This is a genomic window from Bacillus luti (assembly GCF_009739945.1).
Taxonomy (GTDB): domain Bacteria; phylum Bacillota; class Bacilli; order Bacillales; family Bacillaceae_G; genus Bacillus_A; species Bacillus_A luti.
In genome coordinates this window covers 586,735-601,582 of the sequence record NZ_CP040336.1, presented here as the reverse complement: position 1 = coordinate 601,582, position 14,848 = coordinate 586,735, and the positions used below count along the sequence as shown (strand labels likewise).

Annotated in this window: 14 protein-coding genes; 5 read left to right on the top strand and 9 right to left on the bottom strand. The window is 35.2% G+C overall.

Annotation, left to right across the window (positions count from 1 at the left end; genetic code table 11):
• Positions 1 to 48 precede the first annotated feature (48 nt).
• Positions 49 to 1,266: an ATP-binding protein gene (locus tag EUC40_RS03115; protein WP_071710973.1), complete on the bottom strand. Its 1,218-nt coding sequence runs from the start codon at positions 1,264 to 1,266 to the stop codon at positions 49 to 51.
• A complete protein-coding gene (locus EUC40_RS03110) occupies positions 1,263 to 2,516 on the bottom strand; it encodes an ATP-binding protein (protein WP_156573615.1) in 1,254 nt (417 codons plus the stop codon). Before EUC40_RS03110 ends, EUC40_RS03115 begins: the two co-directional genes overlap by 4 nt.
• A 182-nt stretch (positions 2,517 to 2,698) precedes the next feature.
• Here EUC40_RS03110 and EUC40_RS03105 point away from each other — a divergent pair, with 182 nt between their 5' ends.
• Both EUC40_RS03105 and EUC40_RS03100 read left to right on the top strand, forming a co-directional pair.
• Positions 2,699 to 4,726: a catalase gene (locus tag EUC40_RS03105; protein ID WP_156573614.1), complete on the top strand. Its 2,028-nt coding sequence runs from the start codon at positions 2,699 to 2,701 to the stop codon at positions 4,724 to 4,726.
• Between the two features lie 21 nt (positions 4,727 to 4,747).
• Positions 4,748 to 5,557, top strand: coding sequence for an alpha/beta fold hydrolase (locus tag EUC40_RS03100; RefSeq protein ID WP_156573613.1), 810 nt, complete (start codon positions 4,748 to 4,750; stop codon positions 5,555 to 5,557).
• Between the two features lie 49 nt (positions 5,558 to 5,606).
• On the opposite strand, the gene EUC40_RS03095 is transcribed toward EUC40_RS03100, so the two are convergent.
• The 6 genes from EUC40_RS03095 to EUC40_RS03070 form a co-directional block, all read right to left on the bottom strand.
• Positions 5,607 to 6,632: an ABC transporter permease subunit gene (locus tag EUC40_RS03095; RefSeq protein WP_156573612.1), complete on the bottom strand. Its 1,026-nt coding sequence runs from the start codon at positions 6,630 to 6,632 to the stop codon at positions 5,607 to 5,609.
• A complete protein-coding gene (locus EUC40_RS03090; protein ID WP_071710968.1) occupies positions 6,622 to 7,482 on the bottom strand; it encodes an ABC transporter permease subunit in 861 nt (286 codons plus the stop codon). Before EUC40_RS03090 ends, EUC40_RS03095 begins: the two co-directional genes overlap by 11 nt.
• Positions 7,483 to 7,866: 384 nt before the next feature.
• Positions 7,867 to 8,577, bottom strand: coding sequence for a TraX family protein (locus EUC40_RS03085; RefSeq protein ID WP_156573611.1), 711 nt, complete (start codon positions 8,575 to 8,577; stop codon positions 7,867 to 7,869).
• Positions 8,578 to 8,810: 233 nt separating this feature from the next.
• The gene (locus EUC40_RS03080; protein ID WP_156576906.1) at positions 8,811 to 10,952 is read right to left on the bottom strand and encodes an LTA synthase family protein; all 2,142 of its coding nucleotides are present in this window, start codon (positions 10,950 to 10,952) and stop codon (positions 8,811 to 8,813) included.
• Between the two features lie 380 nt (positions 10,953 to 11,332).
• The gene (locus EUC40_RS03075) at positions 11,333 to 11,563 is read right to left on the bottom strand and encodes a hypothetical protein (protein ID WP_071710965.1); all 231 of its coding nucleotides are present in this window, start codon (positions 11,561 to 11,563) and stop codon (positions 11,333 to 11,335) included.
• Positions 11,564 to 11,574: 11 nt separating this feature from the next.
• The gene (locus tag EUC40_RS03070; protein ID WP_071710964.1) at positions 11,575 to 11,871 is read right to left on the bottom strand and encodes a DUF3986 family protein; all 297 of its coding nucleotides are present in this window, start codon (positions 11,869 to 11,871) and stop codon (positions 11,575 to 11,577) included.
• A gap of 120 nt (positions 11,872 to 11,991) precedes the next feature.
• Between EUC40_RS03070 and EUC40_RS03065 the strand changes: the two genes are divergently transcribed.
• The 3 genes from EUC40_RS03065 to EUC40_RS03055 are packed head-to-tail and all read left to right on the top strand — an operon-like array spanning position 11,992 to position 14,574.
• Positions 11,992 to 12,999 carry an ABC transporter substrate-binding protein gene (locus tag EUC40_RS03065; protein WP_071710963.1) on the top strand — a complete coding sequence of 336 codons (1,008 nt, stop codon included), beginning with the start codon at positions 11,992 to 11,994 and terminating at the stop codon, positions 12,997 to 12,999.
• Between the two features lie 11 nt (positions 13,000 to 13,010).
• Positions 13,011 to 13,775 carry an ABC transporter ATP-binding protein gene (locus EUC40_RS03060; RefSeq protein ID WP_000009052.1) on the top strand — a complete coding sequence of 255 codons (765 nt, stop codon included), beginning with the start codon at positions 13,011 to 13,013 and terminating at the stop codon, positions 13,773 to 13,775.
• The gene (locus tag EUC40_RS03055; protein WP_156573610.1) at positions 13,768 to 14,574 is read left to right on the top strand and encodes an ABC transporter permease; all 807 of its coding nucleotides are present in this window, start codon (positions 13,768 to 13,770) and stop codon (positions 14,572 to 14,574) included. Before EUC40_RS03060 ends, EUC40_RS03055 begins: the two co-directional genes overlap by 8 nt.
• A 29-nt stretch (positions 14,575 to 14,603) precedes the next feature.
• Here EUC40_RS03055 and EUC40_RS03050 read toward each other — a convergent pair whose 3' ends face one another.
• On the bottom strand, positions 14,604 to 14,831 hold the full coding sequence (locus tag EUC40_RS03050; RefSeq protein ID WP_000849121.1) for a hypothetical protein: 228 nt from the start codon (positions 14,829 to 14,831) through the stop codon (positions 14,604 to 14,606).
• Positions 14,832 to 14,848: the final 17 nt, after the last annotated feature.

Here is a 14,848-nt window from a genome sequence, read left to right as displayed (position 1 = left end):
AAAGAGATCACTCTCAAATAGGTGATCTCCCTTTTTAAAACTCCACTACTATATCGGCAACATAATATTAACCGTCGTTCCAACCCCAACTTCACTTTCAAAACTCATCTTACCGTTGTGGTCTTTAATAATTTTTTCTGTAACTACTAATCCTAATCCTGTTCCCGTTTCTTTCGTTGTATAAAAAGCTTCATTTAACTTCGGAATTTTCTCTTTTGGAATTCCGCAACCTTCATCTTTCACTTGAACAATGATTCCATCTTCTACAATTACTTTAATCGTAATCGTTCCGCCAATTGACATTGCTTCAATTGCATTTTTAATTAAGTTAAAAAACACTTGTTTTAATCGTTTTTCATCACATGTGATTAACGGTATGTCTTTACTGTAAATACCTTGTATGTGTACCCCTTGTTCTAAAGCTGGCTTGCCCATAACTTGAATAACATAAGAGATAATTTCTTGTATATTATGAGTTTCTGATTCTATCGAATTAGATTTCTCAAGCCCACTAAGTTCTGTAGCAATTGTATGAATTCGATCTACCTCTTGTTTCATAATATCACTATAAATCTTGTCTTCTGGATATTTGTTTGCTTGCTTATTCACAAGTTTTTTCAAATTTGCTAGAGGTCTTCTAATTTTATAGCCAATAGCTGTCGCCATTTTCCCAACTGTTGCTAATTTTTCTGTTTGTTTTATTTCTTTATCCATCATCTCAAGCGTACGAACATAAGACTGCAGTCTCAAAAATATAATCCAACATATAATAGCAAATACGCTACATAATGCCATTGGGATTAATACGAGAGAAGATTGAATAATGATTCCTATAAGAGCGTACTTTCCAACCAATATCCCTACGACTAACCAAAAATATCTTTTACTTACAAAGATTGGTGCAAATAAAATAAAAAATCCTTCTACTATATTTCCACCATCAAACTCAGCATCGCTACCATAGTAAATCATAATATTATGAATAAAATCTAACAGATTATAGCCAATTAGAATCATATACTTTACCATAAATGGATTCTTCCATTTCATGAAGTATATTCCAGTGCAAAATAAGATTATCATCAAAACATAAAGCCATAAACCTAAACCATCTTCAAATACGCCTACCCCTTCTTGCTCTGCACCTATTAAAGGTACGATAAATTCATAGGCAAGGTCATATACAAAAAATATAATAAAAAATAAGCTTAAAAACGCTTTGAGCGCCTTTATTTCTTCATTTTCAAATATATAGTCTTTATTCATATGGTAACTCCTAGCTTTTCCTCTACCTGTATTTCATTATTTTCATACTTTTTTGGGAGAGAAATGTCTATTCTCGTTCCAATATTTCTTTCACTTAAAATATGTAATTCACCAAGATGCTCAGTAACAATTCGATCTGCTACCGTAAGTCCCAGACCAATTTTATCGTGTTTCGTTGTATAGAAAGGCTCTTTAACAAGCGTTATATATTCATCCTTAATTCCATAGCCATTATCAATTATACTGATCATTACATAATCTTGATCTTTATTTTCTATTCGTAACTCTAATATTCCACCTTGCTCCATTGCCTCCAGAGCATTTTTTATAATATATATACATACGCCCTTTATTTTTCGTTCATCACATTCAATCTCTATCTTTTTTCCTTCCACATTAGAAATAAGCTGAATATTTGACTCACACATTTTTTCACGAAGAGTTGCTGCTGCTTGTAATACAATCTCTCCTACATCATGTTGCTTATAAACAGAGGGTTTGCATGTAGCAACTTCCATCAATTCACTAATCATATTATTCATATTCTCTATTTCAAGAATCATCCGTTTATAAATTGGATCTTCCTCATGCTTCTCTCGCTGTAATTGTGTAAATCCTTTTAATGAAGCAAGTGGATTTTTAATTTCATGTCCAACTGTCGCTGCCATTTTTCCGATTACTGCTAACTGTTGTGATTCACTAGCAATCCTAATACTTTCCTTTACCGCTGAAAGATATTGCAAGAATCGATTTAAAATGATGTATGTAGCTATTAATACAAGTGTGTACATAATAAGGAACATGAATGCTTTTACTTCCTCTAATACAAATAAATAAATCAAATATTTCCCTATAATAGCCGCCAGTAAACACACAAAATATCTTTTATTTAAAAATATAGGTACAAAGAAAATGAGAATAATTTCTATTACATTCGTCCCATCAAATGCCGCCTTATTATAAAGCATATACAAAAGTATATTAGCGATTTCTATCCCTATGTATACGAGGATCCCAGCGTATTTAATAAGATTTGCTTTTTCTTTTTTTATTAAATATATATTCACGCACAATATTGCTACTCCGCATATAACTTGCCAAATTCCTCTATGCAAATTTTCCATTGGTGCTTTATTTTCTAATAGGGTTGTATAAAGAACTTGGTATACAACAACAATGACAGATAGCAGCCATAAAAAGATTTTGGCATTCCTTTCTTCTTCTTTATATGATAGAAAACTTTCTTTCACTTCAACACCCCTTCAAAATAATATCTCGAAGAATACCATTTATTATAATAAATGATTTTCATAGACAAACAAAGATAAATCGAACATTTGAGGAAAATCATCCCAAAATAGCAATATCTTCAGGCTATATGTAAGCATAAAAACTTTAAACAATAATACGTATATTATGGGAGGTGTTTTATATGGACGACAAAGAAAATAAAAAGACAGAACAGCTCGAATCCTTTACACGTAATAATGAAGGAAAGGAAATGACAACAAATACAGGTGTTAAAATTTCAAATGATGAAAACTCTTTAACCGTCGGCGATCGTGGTCCTACCCTTCTAGAAGATTTCCTTATGCGAGAAAAGCTTTCTCATTTTGATCGTGAACGAATTCCTGAACGAGTCGTTCATGCACGAGGATACGGCGCACATGGTGTTTTCGAGCTATATGAATCTTTAGAAGAACTAACAATGGCAAACTTTCTACAAGACCCTTCAAAAAAAACGCCGCTTTTCGTTCGTTTCTCTGAAGTAGCCGGATCAAAAGGTGCAAATGAAACGAATCGAGATGTAAGAGGGTTCGCTGTTAAATTTTATACAGAAGAAGGTAATTTTGATTTAGTCGGTAACAACATCCCGATATTTTTCATTCAAGATGGTATTAAATTTCCCGATCTCATTCATGCTCTTAAACCAGAGCCTCATAATGAAATTCCACAAGGACAAACAGCGCACGATACGTTTTGGGATTTCATCGCCAATAATCAGGAGTCCGCTGCAATGATGATGTGGATTATGTCCGATCGTACGATTCCGCGAAGTTTTCGAATGATGCAAGGCTTCGGCGTTCATACATTCCGTTTAGTTAATAAAAATGGAAAGTCCCGTTTTGTAAAATTTCACTGGAAACCAAAGCTTGGTGTCCATTCATTAATTTGGGATGAAGCTCAAAAGTTAGGCGGTGCTGATCCAGATTACCATCGCCGTGATTTGTGGGAAAATATTAATGCTGGAAACTATCCGGAATATGAACTTGGCATTCAAATTTTAGAAGAAGAGGATGAATTTAAATATGATTTCGACATATTAGATGCAACGAAAATTTGGCCTGAAGAAGATTTCCCGGTTAAAATCATCGGAAAAATGACGTTAAACAAGAACGTCGATAATGTATTTGCTGAAACAGAACAAGTCGCACTGCATCCCGGAAGCATCGTCCGCGGTATTGATTTTACCAATGATCCTCTCTTACAAGGCAGGCTCTTTTCTTACACTGATACACAATTAGCACGCGTCGGTACAAATTATCAAGAGTTACCGATTAATCGTCCAGTATGTCCTTTTCATAATAACCAGAGAGATGGCGCTTCTAAATATATAATCGATAAAGGAAAAGTTGCTTACCATAATAACTCCTTAGCAAATAATTCTCCTTACACTGTGCCTGGGACAAAAGGCGGCTTCGTTACATATCCTTCTACTGTATCTGGACATAAAACGAGACAAACAGCCGCTAGTTTCAAAGACCATTTCTCTCAAGCTCGTTTATTTTGGAATAGTATGAGTAACGTCGAAAAAGTTCATATTATGCAAGCCTTCTCCTTTGAATTAGGAAAGGTTAAAAGTAAATCCGTCCGCCAACAAGTCGTAGATATGGTCGGGCATATTAGTACAGAATTAGCCACATTAGTAGCCGAAGCAGTCGGAGCAAAAGTCCCTAATGTTCAAGAGTCCAACGTTACAACGATCTCTCCAGCACTGAGCATGGCAAATACGACATTTAGTCCAAATACATTACGGGTAGGTGTCATCGTTGCAAACGGATATGATGGGCAAAATGCACAATATATAATAAATCAGTTGAAGCAAGTTGGTCTTCAACCAGTCATTATTTCTGAAAAACTAGGCACAGTGCAAGGAACACAAAATGTACAGTGGGAAGTAAATGATACTTTCCTAACTGGATCTCCGCTTCTTTACGATGGTCTCCTTCTTATTGGTGGAAATATGGATGAACATTTTCTTAATAAAGCAAATTCATTTGTCGTAGAATCATATAATCACTTTAAGCCAATTGGTTCCTTCCAAAATGGTTCTACTATTATTCAATCTTTAAATATCGAAGGAAAGCCTGGTGTCTTAATAGAACAAAACCCTACGCTCCTAGCAAATGAATTTATTCAAGCGATGACAAAACAACGTTTTTGGAATAGGGCCTACTAATACACATAAGGGGGATACTGCATGTTTGTTACGGTCGAGAAAGATGTGCATATTTTTGTGCAAGACGTTAATCCCGGTCCTGGTAGTAAAACGGTTTTTTTCGTCCATGGCTGGCCTTTAAATCATCAAATGTATCAATATCAACTCAATGTTTTACCACAGCATGGCTTTCGCTGCATCGCCATGGATATACGCGGAAATGGGCAACCTGATAAACCGTGGACTGGTTACACATATGATCGATTAGCCGATGATATCGCGATTGTCCTAGAAGCACTCCAAGTAGAAAATGCTACGTTAGTCGGTTTTTCAGTCGGTGGTGCTCTTTCTATTCGCTATATGTCCCGCTATAACGGTCACCGCATTTCTAAGCTCGCATTAATTGATGCGGTCTCTCCTTCATTCGTTAAAAATCAAGAATCCCCTTACGGTGTACCAAAAGAACAAGCAGATGCGCTCATTAATCAAATGTATGTAAATTTACCAAAGTTTTTAAGTGACGTATCTTTATCATTTTTTAATAGAAACTTAGGGGCTGCTACGTTAGAATGGTTTTCTTATCTCGGTATGCAGTCCGCTTCCTATGCTCTCATCAAAATTTTGCAAGCAGCTGCAAACGAAGACGTAACGAAAGATTTAAGCAAGATTAACGTTCCGACAAAAATATTCCACGGCGTTCACGACCAACTTATCCCGTATAAAAGCGCTGAGCTTACGCAAAAGCGGATTAAAAATGCGCAACTACATGCTCTGACAAATAGTGGCCACGGTTCCCCAATCGATCAAGCAGATGAATTAAATACGGAACTTATAAAATTTTTAAATTCATAGTCCCGCTGCAATAAAAAAAGAATTTGCCCTTACAGCAAATTCTTTTTTCTTAACTACCTTTTTCTATCGATTTAGACGATACCTGAATGAACAAAGCTTTATCTATTTCTTTCTTTTCCTTTCCTTGTTCATATGGCTCATTCTTTTTCTTTTTATCCATAGAATATAAGCCTCTACCTCGCTCTTTCTTTATTCCTTTAATCATTAAATGTAAAACGAATATCGAAACCGTAAAGAATAATAGTGGTGCAATGACAATCCATGGTGCCGCTAAAAATTCATTTTTGTATAGACCAATTAACCCCGCCCATTCATTCGTAAGTGAGTATGGTTTCCTCGTATCATAATCTATACCTCGTCCCCCTATTAAAATCCCAAAAAACGCTAAATGAATTAATAACGTAAATAATTGAACAAACTGCTGTAAAAAAAGAACGACAAGGATTTCTTTTAAATACAACCATATATGCTTTCTAATAATCCGAAACCTTGAAGCACCTAATATTTTCGAAGTAGTAACAAACTCATTTTTCATAAATAAATTGATTTCTTGATTCACATAAAGAATAACAGCTGGCAGTAGCGCAAAACAAAGAACAGTAAATTGCTTTATAATAATCTCCATATTAAATCCAGTTAATTCACTGTGCAACATGATTGGAAATATCCACAAAATCGCCCATAGCACTGTCGGAATGAAGAAATACACTTTACATATTTTTTGAAATAAATTTTGTACGATGGATGGTGTATGAGCTAATATTACACCTAATACCGTACCGAGAAACACTTGTACAACACATATGCCAAATACGAATAAAATGGTAAACTTTGCCCCTACTAATAATTGAAAAAATAAATTCAAACCGTTACGATCTGTACCGAGCGGTGGTACTGTAAGTGGATTGAACGGAGCTGCCCCAATAACATTCCCACTCTCATCTCTTATCCATATCGTCTTACTCGTATATAAATCCTTACCAAACCACGTAATAAGATAACTAATTACAACAATCCCTACAAAATACAGGACACCAAACAAAAAACGTTTGGAGCGAAAGTTTCTATATATCATGAGAAGCCCCTCCTGTAATACGATTTACTCGGTAATGTATAATAGCAAATAGAATATAGAATGGAACAAATAATAAAAGAATCCACCATGCCATCGTTAAAGGATTTAAAGTACCTGCCCTTACTAAGAAAGACATATACCCTGTAATATTAAAGGCACCTTCTACCATTAAGAGGCTTGAAATCATGAACAAGAACAGTGGCTGTAAGTGATTTAACAGATGATACATTATATTACGTAATAAATGCACATACAGTATATATTTATTACTAAACCCTTTTGCACGAGCAAATTCCACATAAGGCTTATTCTTCTCTTCCATTAAAAATAAAACGATAATACGGAAAAAATGCAGAGTTGGAACGATAGTCATACAAAGAATAGGTAAGAAATAGGCACGTTCATCATTAAACGCATAAATAGTAACGAAGCGATACCCTGTCTGTTTATACAGCCATACAGCAAATAATTGTAAACTAAAAATTAATAATAAATCTGGAACTGATTCTATTAAAATTAAACAACTCTCAATCCCCTTTTTAATTTTAGAAGAAACTAATAAGTATACGGATGAAAGACCAATTGAAAGTATAATTGTTAAACAAGTAGCAATTAAAAGAATGGTCATAGAATACGTATACGGTTCCATAATTCGTTCAAAAAAAGGAATTGACTGCATAGTGTTTGTATCAATATGTGCAATATCCTTTGGCGAAGCTAACCTCTCTAAATATGTAGTAAAACTAAGGCTATTCCCTAAAAACAAAGAAAACGGCAAATAACTTACAGTCAGAATAACTGCGATACTAATAAAAAACTCTACTATTTTCCCACCCCAAAAACTTTTCAATATTCCACCTCTTTTTACATTTTTTTCAGTTCTCTCTTATTTTAATTGATTTTTCTGATAATTAAAACTATATATATAAAAGTACTTTCCTAAAATCAAACTTTTAACTAGAAATTATTTTCTTTATGGTTAAGATTATAAAGTGAAACTTTAATCAGTGGAGGTTTTCTTCATCTCCCACTGATTATTAGCCTTCACCAATCGGACTTTTATGGGCAGTTGATCCCCCACCTAACTTCTTTGCTTTCGCTGAATTTTGAGGTGGGGGTCTTACTGCCCATTAAAGCGGGATAAATTGAACTCGTACACAAACTGCATTATATCGGCTTAGCAACCAATTAAAAAGAGGAGTTCGTCCTAAAGGACGAACTCCTCTTCAACATATTAAACAAATTGCCCAATGATATATAACATCCAAATGTGTACTGGGTAAAATACGTAAAACATATACTTTGCCCACGTCTTATTATAGCCTCTTTCTCCGTTATAAAGTAGCAAGAAGGGCAGGGCGAAAATCATCATCCATTGATAATTTTCAAGTAGAGCATGTATTGTAAAGATCGCTCCACCTTCTGCAATCCACCCCATAGCTATCGTAGCAACAATGCTACTTACAACATACGCTATCGACAGTTTCAACTTATCATGTCTAAAGAAATAAAAAGCATATACAGACATAGCACCAAAAATGCTCATCTCTGGCAATAAAGCAATAGCAGTTCCTAACACAACATATATGAAATGCATTATCGTTTTTTTCTTCATAAATTGTTCTAACGTAATTAATAATATAAATGCAAAAACAAAGTATAGAAAAATGTTATTTTGTATGCCCTCTCCTTTTGGAGGAACAAGTAGCATAATAAGAATACTTCCCGTCTTCATAATAACTGCCCACATAAACATTCTTGCTATGTATTTTTTCCGGCTTCGCGTATAAAAGAATCCTTCTACAACAAAATATAGAAAAATTGGTGCAACAATACGTCCTACGTATGTTAACCAAATTGGGCTATTCGGTATGTATTGATACACATGATCACAGACCATTAATATCATTGCTAACATTTTTAATTGAAATCCAGTTAATCTCATTTTCTCCCTCCAATTACGATTTTACAAATTTAGAGGGATTTATTATAACTCTTTAGTCCGTAATTTTGAAAGGGATAATAATTCACATATTTCTCACAAATCAATTAATAAAACGATTACATTTTCATATATACTAAAAGCACAGGTAATACTCCCTAAACCCAGCTTGTCTGGTTACCCCGTTAAATATTAAAAAGAACTTGTACCCATGATACAAGTTCTTTTTGTTTCCTTTATTTAAAGAGTGTTTCTTTACTATACTGCTTTCCAGCGAGTAAATCATATTGGATCATTTTATACTGCTCCAACATTTCTTTTTGTTTCTTTGTTAAATCTATCTCTTCCCCATCTTTATTAACCTTTAATTCATCTCTAAGCACTGGTATTTCTTTATGCATTTCTGATAAAAATTGGTAGTACGGTGATTTATTTAATCCTGCATAATCAAAAACAAGATTAGAGAAATAAATTGGACTTACTAAACCTAAATTATCATTTGGCAAATCAAAATTTGCATACATTAACAATGGTGTTTCTGCCATAGCTAATCTTTCACTTACAGTTTCTTCATTCTCTATATATCCTGCTTCTTTATAAATAGACTTATTAGTCCCTAATAAAGGCAAATGATCTCCGAAGAAAACTACTAAAGTGGGTCTTTCTAAATCGTCAAGCTGCTCTATTAAATACTGCAGCGCTTCATCCGAGAGTCTTACGCCTTCCGTATATGCTTCTAATTCCGCCTTCGATTCCTCTTCTGTTAATCCACTAATCTCTATTTTGTTTTCACCAAACATATTCTCCTTATATGGAAAATGATTTTGCATCGTCACCGCGTGGATAAACGTCGGTTGTTTTCTCTTATTCAATTCATCTATTATTTCTTTACTCATAGATAAATCACCGATATTGTCTCCCACTACTTCAGTGTTTTTCATCGTGTCTTCTGCATTAAAATGATCGAATCCCAACGTTTTATATACATCGTCCCTTTTATAAAACGATCTATTAAAAGCATGAATTGCACTTGCATAGTACCCTTGTTTTTTCAATTCGCTTGCAATAGATGGAATTTCTTTCTGACTTGGAATGGCTTGTTGATACGGTATAGAACCAGGCATTAAGAGACTCATCGAGTAACCTGTTAATGCTTCAAATTCTGTATTCGCTGTATTTCCGCCAAATGTAGGGGCTATCGTTTGTCCCCCAGGAAAATTCTCTATATAATGATGTAAATTCGGCACTGGATCTTCGCTAAACGAAAGATTCGTTAATTTTGTCGGATCCCAAAAAGCTTCACTCATAATAAATATAATATTCGGCTTCTCTACCTTTTTTTGTCCACCTATATTGCCACCATATGTTTTCTCTATATCCTTAGCAATACGCTGCATATTTTCCTTTGAATATCCCTCTGGTTCTTCGATGACCGTCGTATCTAAGTTACTTAAAAATCCTATAACAAAACCATTTACCTGATAATTTGTAGTTTGATTCCACGCACGAATGTCTACTCCACCTTTTTGGAATAAATTATTCATAAAGGTATTAGAAAAATTACTATATGCATACACCATAAACGCAGATCCACATACTAAAATAATCCTTATAATAATATGAGATTTTATAACTGGAATATGCTTTCGTATATACATAACTACACATATAAGCAACCCAATACCAACTATTACGAGAAACATCTTCCAAAAACTAAAGGCTTCCATAACCATCGGTATAACAGAATCCATATGAGCGATCTGTGTGAAATCAGACGGATAGAATGGATCTCCTCTAAACATGATTTTAAAATAGTTCACCAGCACAAAAACAAGTAAGACTACACTAGTTATCGTTGTACTTAAGAAAATTCTTCCAAGCAAACTATACACAAAAATATATACCATATAAATAAACAATAGACTTAACATATACTGTCCATGTTGTAAATAAACCCACGTATTTACTAAAAGAAGGTTCATATCTTCCTGTATCATGATATACATCCAGTTCATTGTATGTGCGATCAAAAATAATACGATGTACACTCGAATGGCTGGCCTAAGCTTATGACTAATGCCTTTATTTAAATGAATGACGTATAAGAGTACGCCCCACAAAATAATAATGAGTATACTGAGTTGCATTTTCCCGTCAAAAAATTCTTTAGTTTTCTCGAATTCGAAAGAACTTAGTATTACAAAAAACAATGTCTCTAAACAAATTGCCCACATTCCACTAAGAATGATTGAAATTAATAGGTTCTTTTTCGGCTGCTGAGCCGAAAAGCTAAAATGAAATTCATCTCTTCTTCGTCGCTGTGTTAAAACATTAAAACGCAATTTATTCCCTCTTTCCTTTACCCCTTCGCCTCGCATCAGCAAACATATTGTCCTATACAAAATACCATATTTATATGCAGTTAGTCTCCCGTTGTGTTTGTATTATACACATGTATCCTTAATTTCCCCTTAAAAATAACACTTTTTCTTCTCTATATTCTACCAACATAAATAAACTATACTCCATAAAGTGAAACTTTAATCAGTGGGGGTTTTCTTCATCCCCCACTGATTATTAGCCTTCACCAATCGGACTTTTATGGGCAGCCCGGCCCCCACCTAACTTCTTTGCTTTCGCTGAATTTTGAGGTGGGGGTCTTACTGCCCATTAAAGCGGGATAAAAATATTACTATAAAAAAAGAACCCATCAACACTGACAGGTTCTTTTTCATTCTAACAGACATTCGTCTATTCATTATATAAAAGAATATATCCATACTTTCCATATAATACATACGATTATTAGAAATACAAAATCAAAAAAATCTAGTCTTGGCCCCTTTTTCATCGTCATATCTAACCACATACGAACCCATTTTACTTCCTTGTATTTATGAATATTTTTCTTTGCAAATTGGTAACTAAGAAATTGCATAATGAAGAATCCAACTACTAAAATGAACAATAGTATGAGAAAATCGATCACTAAGTTTCTCCCTATTTTTGTAGCGCTTTTTCAACGATATGATTCTTCAAAACCCACTCCTCAAACTGAGCACTTCCAAATTCCCAGCTTAAATCACGAGCATGTACAGAAAAAACGTAATAACCAGCATATTCGTCCATAAACCTACCTATCTCTACCTCATTTTTCTGAATACCATATACCCCAAAATTAAAATACACATCCCATACGTCTTCATGCTTTCTCTTGTAAGCAATCGATTCCATATCACATTCTGCTCCGAAATAGTCAAGATGTAAATGTACGCTATCATCGTATTCGTACTCCATTTTATCACCCCTTATATTTGTACTTCTTTATCCTCCAAAAAATTCCTGCTATCTATACTCACATATGGGCACTTACCTACATATCCTGCTTGTAGATTGACTTTTAGGAGGTGTCATTTAATGAAAAAATTAATAGCTGTTTTTTGCATCCTGTTACTGGCTGTTTTCACATTCGCTGCTTGTAGTAGCAAAAAAGAAGGTACGAAAGATCAAACTCAAAACATCCGCATCGGTGAAGTTACCCATTCTCTCTTCTATGCCCCGTTATACGTTGGAATTGAAAAGGGATTTTTTAAAGATGAAGGATTAAATATTGATTTACAAACAACAGCTGGCGGAGATAAAACGATGACCGCTCTTTTATCTGGCGGAATTGATATTGCTCTCGTCGGTTCCGAAACGTCCATTTACGTTCATCAACAAGGAGCAAAAGATCCTGTCATCAACTTTGCACAACTCACACAAACAGATGGAACATTTTTAGTATCGCGTAAAAAATTAGATTCTTTTAATTGGAATGACGTGAAAGGTGTTACGTTTTTAGGACAACGTAAAGGCGGCATGCCGCAAATGGTTGGAGAATATGTTTTAAAGAAAAATGGCATTGACCCCCACAAAGATACAAACTTAATTCAAAATATCGAGTTTGCTAACATTGCAAATGCCTTCTCATCTGGCACTGGAGAGTTCGTGCAGCTCTTTGAACCGACTGCAAGTATACTCGAAAAAGAAGGAAAAGGTTATATCGTCGCTTCGTTCGGAAGTGAATCCGGTACTGTTCCTTATACATCGTTCATGGCAAAGGAAAGTTTCTTAAAAAAGGATAAAGTTGCTGCTGAAAAGTTCACACGTGCTCTCTATAAAGCACAACAATGGGTTGATACTCATAGTCCAGAAGAGATTGCTGATGCCGTTTCTCCTTTATTTAAAGACACTTCAAAAGACATTACAGTAAAAGTAATTGAACGGTATAAAAAGCAACATTCCTATGCGACAAACCCGCTATTAGATGCTGAAGAATGGAAACAACTCCAAACGATTATGAAAAATGCTGGCGAATTGCAAAAAGAAGTCCCACATGAAGCGCTCGTCAATACAAAAATTGCCGAAAGCGTTATTAAGAAATAGAGGCGAAGTGTATGAGTTTTTTACAAATACGTAACGTTTCTCACTGCTTTTTCGCAAAAGAGAATGCGAAACTGATTCTCGAAGATATGAGCTTACAAGTGGAAGAAGGCGAATTTATTTCTATACTCGGTCCAAGTGGTTGCGGCAAAACGACCCTCCTCTCCATTATCGCTGGGCTACTTGATCCAATTGAAGGTATCGTCTTTTTAGATGGTGAACCGATTACAACGAAAACTTCATCTATGGGATATATGCTTCAGCAAGACTACTTGTTTCCTTGGAAAACAATTGAAGAAAATATTATGCTCGGGCTTCACACCCGAAAAATTTACGATGAACAGACGAAAAAACATACTTTACAGCTTTTAAAACAAGTCGGTCTACATGATGTAGAAGAACTATATCCCCGCGAATTATCCGGTGGTATGCGTCAACGTGCCGCTCTCGTTCGAACGTTAGCGACCGATCCGAAAATTTTATTGCTAGATGAACCATTCTCAGCGCTCGATTATCAAACGAAGCTGAAACTAGAAGAGCTCGTCTTCAACTTGCTACGTAAATATAAAAAAACGTCACTCCTTGTAACACATGATATCGAAGAAGCAATTGCGATGAGTGACCGTATTTATTTACTACAAGCAAACCCTGGAAAAATTGCAAAAACATTCATCGTCCCGGAAAGTATCCGCTCCTTATCACCGTTAGAATCACGCCACCACCATGACTTCCCATCCCTCTTCCAAAATATATGGAAGGAGCTGGAGCGCCTTGGATAATATAAAGCAACTACATGAACAGTTTCGAAAGAAAGAACGCAGGCGCGCATGGTTAGCCAGGTCGTTACAACTTTTACTACTTATTCTTTTCTTTGCACTATGGGAAATAGCTAGTAAAAAAGAGTGGATTGATCCTTTACTCTTTAGCTCTCCTTCAAGCATTTTGGATCTCTTCCTTAGTAAATGGATTGACGGTTCTCTTTGGGTTCACATATGGACGACATTGCTTGAAACGGGAATAGGTTTCATTCTTGGGACAGTACTTGGAGCAATCATCGCTACTTTCCTTTGGTGGATGCCACTTTTAGCTCGCGTACTTGATCCATATCTGGTCGTCCTAAACGCCATGCCAAAAGTCGCACTTGGTCCGATTATCATTGTAATCTTCGGTCCAAATATTTCATCGTCTATTGCAATGGGCGTAATCATTTCCATCATTATTACCATCCTCGTTATTTACAGTGCATTTCAAGAAGTCGATTCTAACTATATAAAAGTGATGGACACATTTGGCGCAAATAAATGGCAATGTTATAAGCAAGTTATACTCCCCTCATCGTTCCCAGCCATTATTTCAACGCTAAAAGTAAATGTTGGATTGTCATGGGTCGGTGTTATTTTCGGTGAGCTTCTCGTGTCTAAACAAGGACTTGGCTATTTAATTAGCTATGGATTCCAAGTCTTTAACTTCACGCTCGTCTTACTTAGCGTACTCCTCACATGTGTCCTTGCAACTCTTATGTATGTGTTTGTGGAGGCATTCGAGAAACTTCTAATTGGAAAACAAAAAAGAAGCTGACCCTACACATTATAGTCAGCTTCTTTCTTTTACTTTTTATCACACAACTTTGTTTCATTTGTAACGTTTCCATCCGCAACCGTAACTGTATGGAAACAATCTTTCACACGTACTGTAACGACATTATCTTTTCGATCTATCACATGATAATCATTGAACTTTTTATTTAATGCACTACGAATTTGCTCCCCTTCAAAGATCGGAAAACTATGAGACATTACCCAAATGAGACCAGCAACAGCAAGAATCGTTTTCATACGTTTCATTACCTCCT

Excerpts from the sequence above, each read along its gene's own strand:
- EUC40_RS03115 (WP_071710973.1), bottom strand. The coding sequence starts at position 1,266 with ATGAATAAAGACTATATATTTGAAAATGAAGAAATAAAGGCGCTCAAA.
- EUC40_RS03105 (WP_156573614.1), top strand. The coding sequence starts at position 2,699 with ATGGACGACAAAGAAAATAAAAAGACAGAACAGCTCGAATCCTTTACA.
- EUC40_RS03100 (WP_156573613.1), top strand. The coding sequence starts at position 4,748 with ATGTTTGTTACGGTCGAGAAAGATGTGCATATTTTTGTGCAAGACGTT.
- EUC40_RS03095 (WP_156573612.1), bottom strand. The coding sequence starts at position 6,632 with ATGATATATAGAAACTTTCGCTCCAAACGTTTTTTGTTTGGTGTCCTG.
- EUC40_RS03085 (WP_156573611.1), bottom strand. The coding sequence starts at position 8,577 with ATGAGATTAACTGGATTTCAATTAAAAATGTTAGCAATGATATTAATG.
- EUC40_RS03080 (WP_156576906.1), bottom strand. The coding sequence starts at position 10,952 with ATGCGAGGCGAAGGGGTAAAGGAAAGAGGGAATAAATTGCGTTTTAAT.
- EUC40_RS03070 (WP_071710964.1), bottom strand. The coding sequence starts at position 11,871 with ATGGAGTACGAATACGATGATAGCGTACATTTACATCTTGACTATTTC.
- EUC40_RS03065 (WP_071710963.1), top strand. The coding sequence starts at position 11,992 with ATGAAAAAATTAATAGCTGTTTTTTGCATCCTGTTACTGGCTGTTTTC.
- EUC40_RS03060 (WP_000009052.1), top strand. The coding sequence starts at position 13,011 with ATGAGTTTTTTACAAATACGTAACGTTTCTCACTGCTTTTTCGCAAAA.
- EUC40_RS03050 (WP_000849121.1), bottom strand. The coding sequence starts at position 14,831 with ATGAAAACGATTCTTGCTGTTGCTGGTCTCATTTGGGTAATGTCTCAT.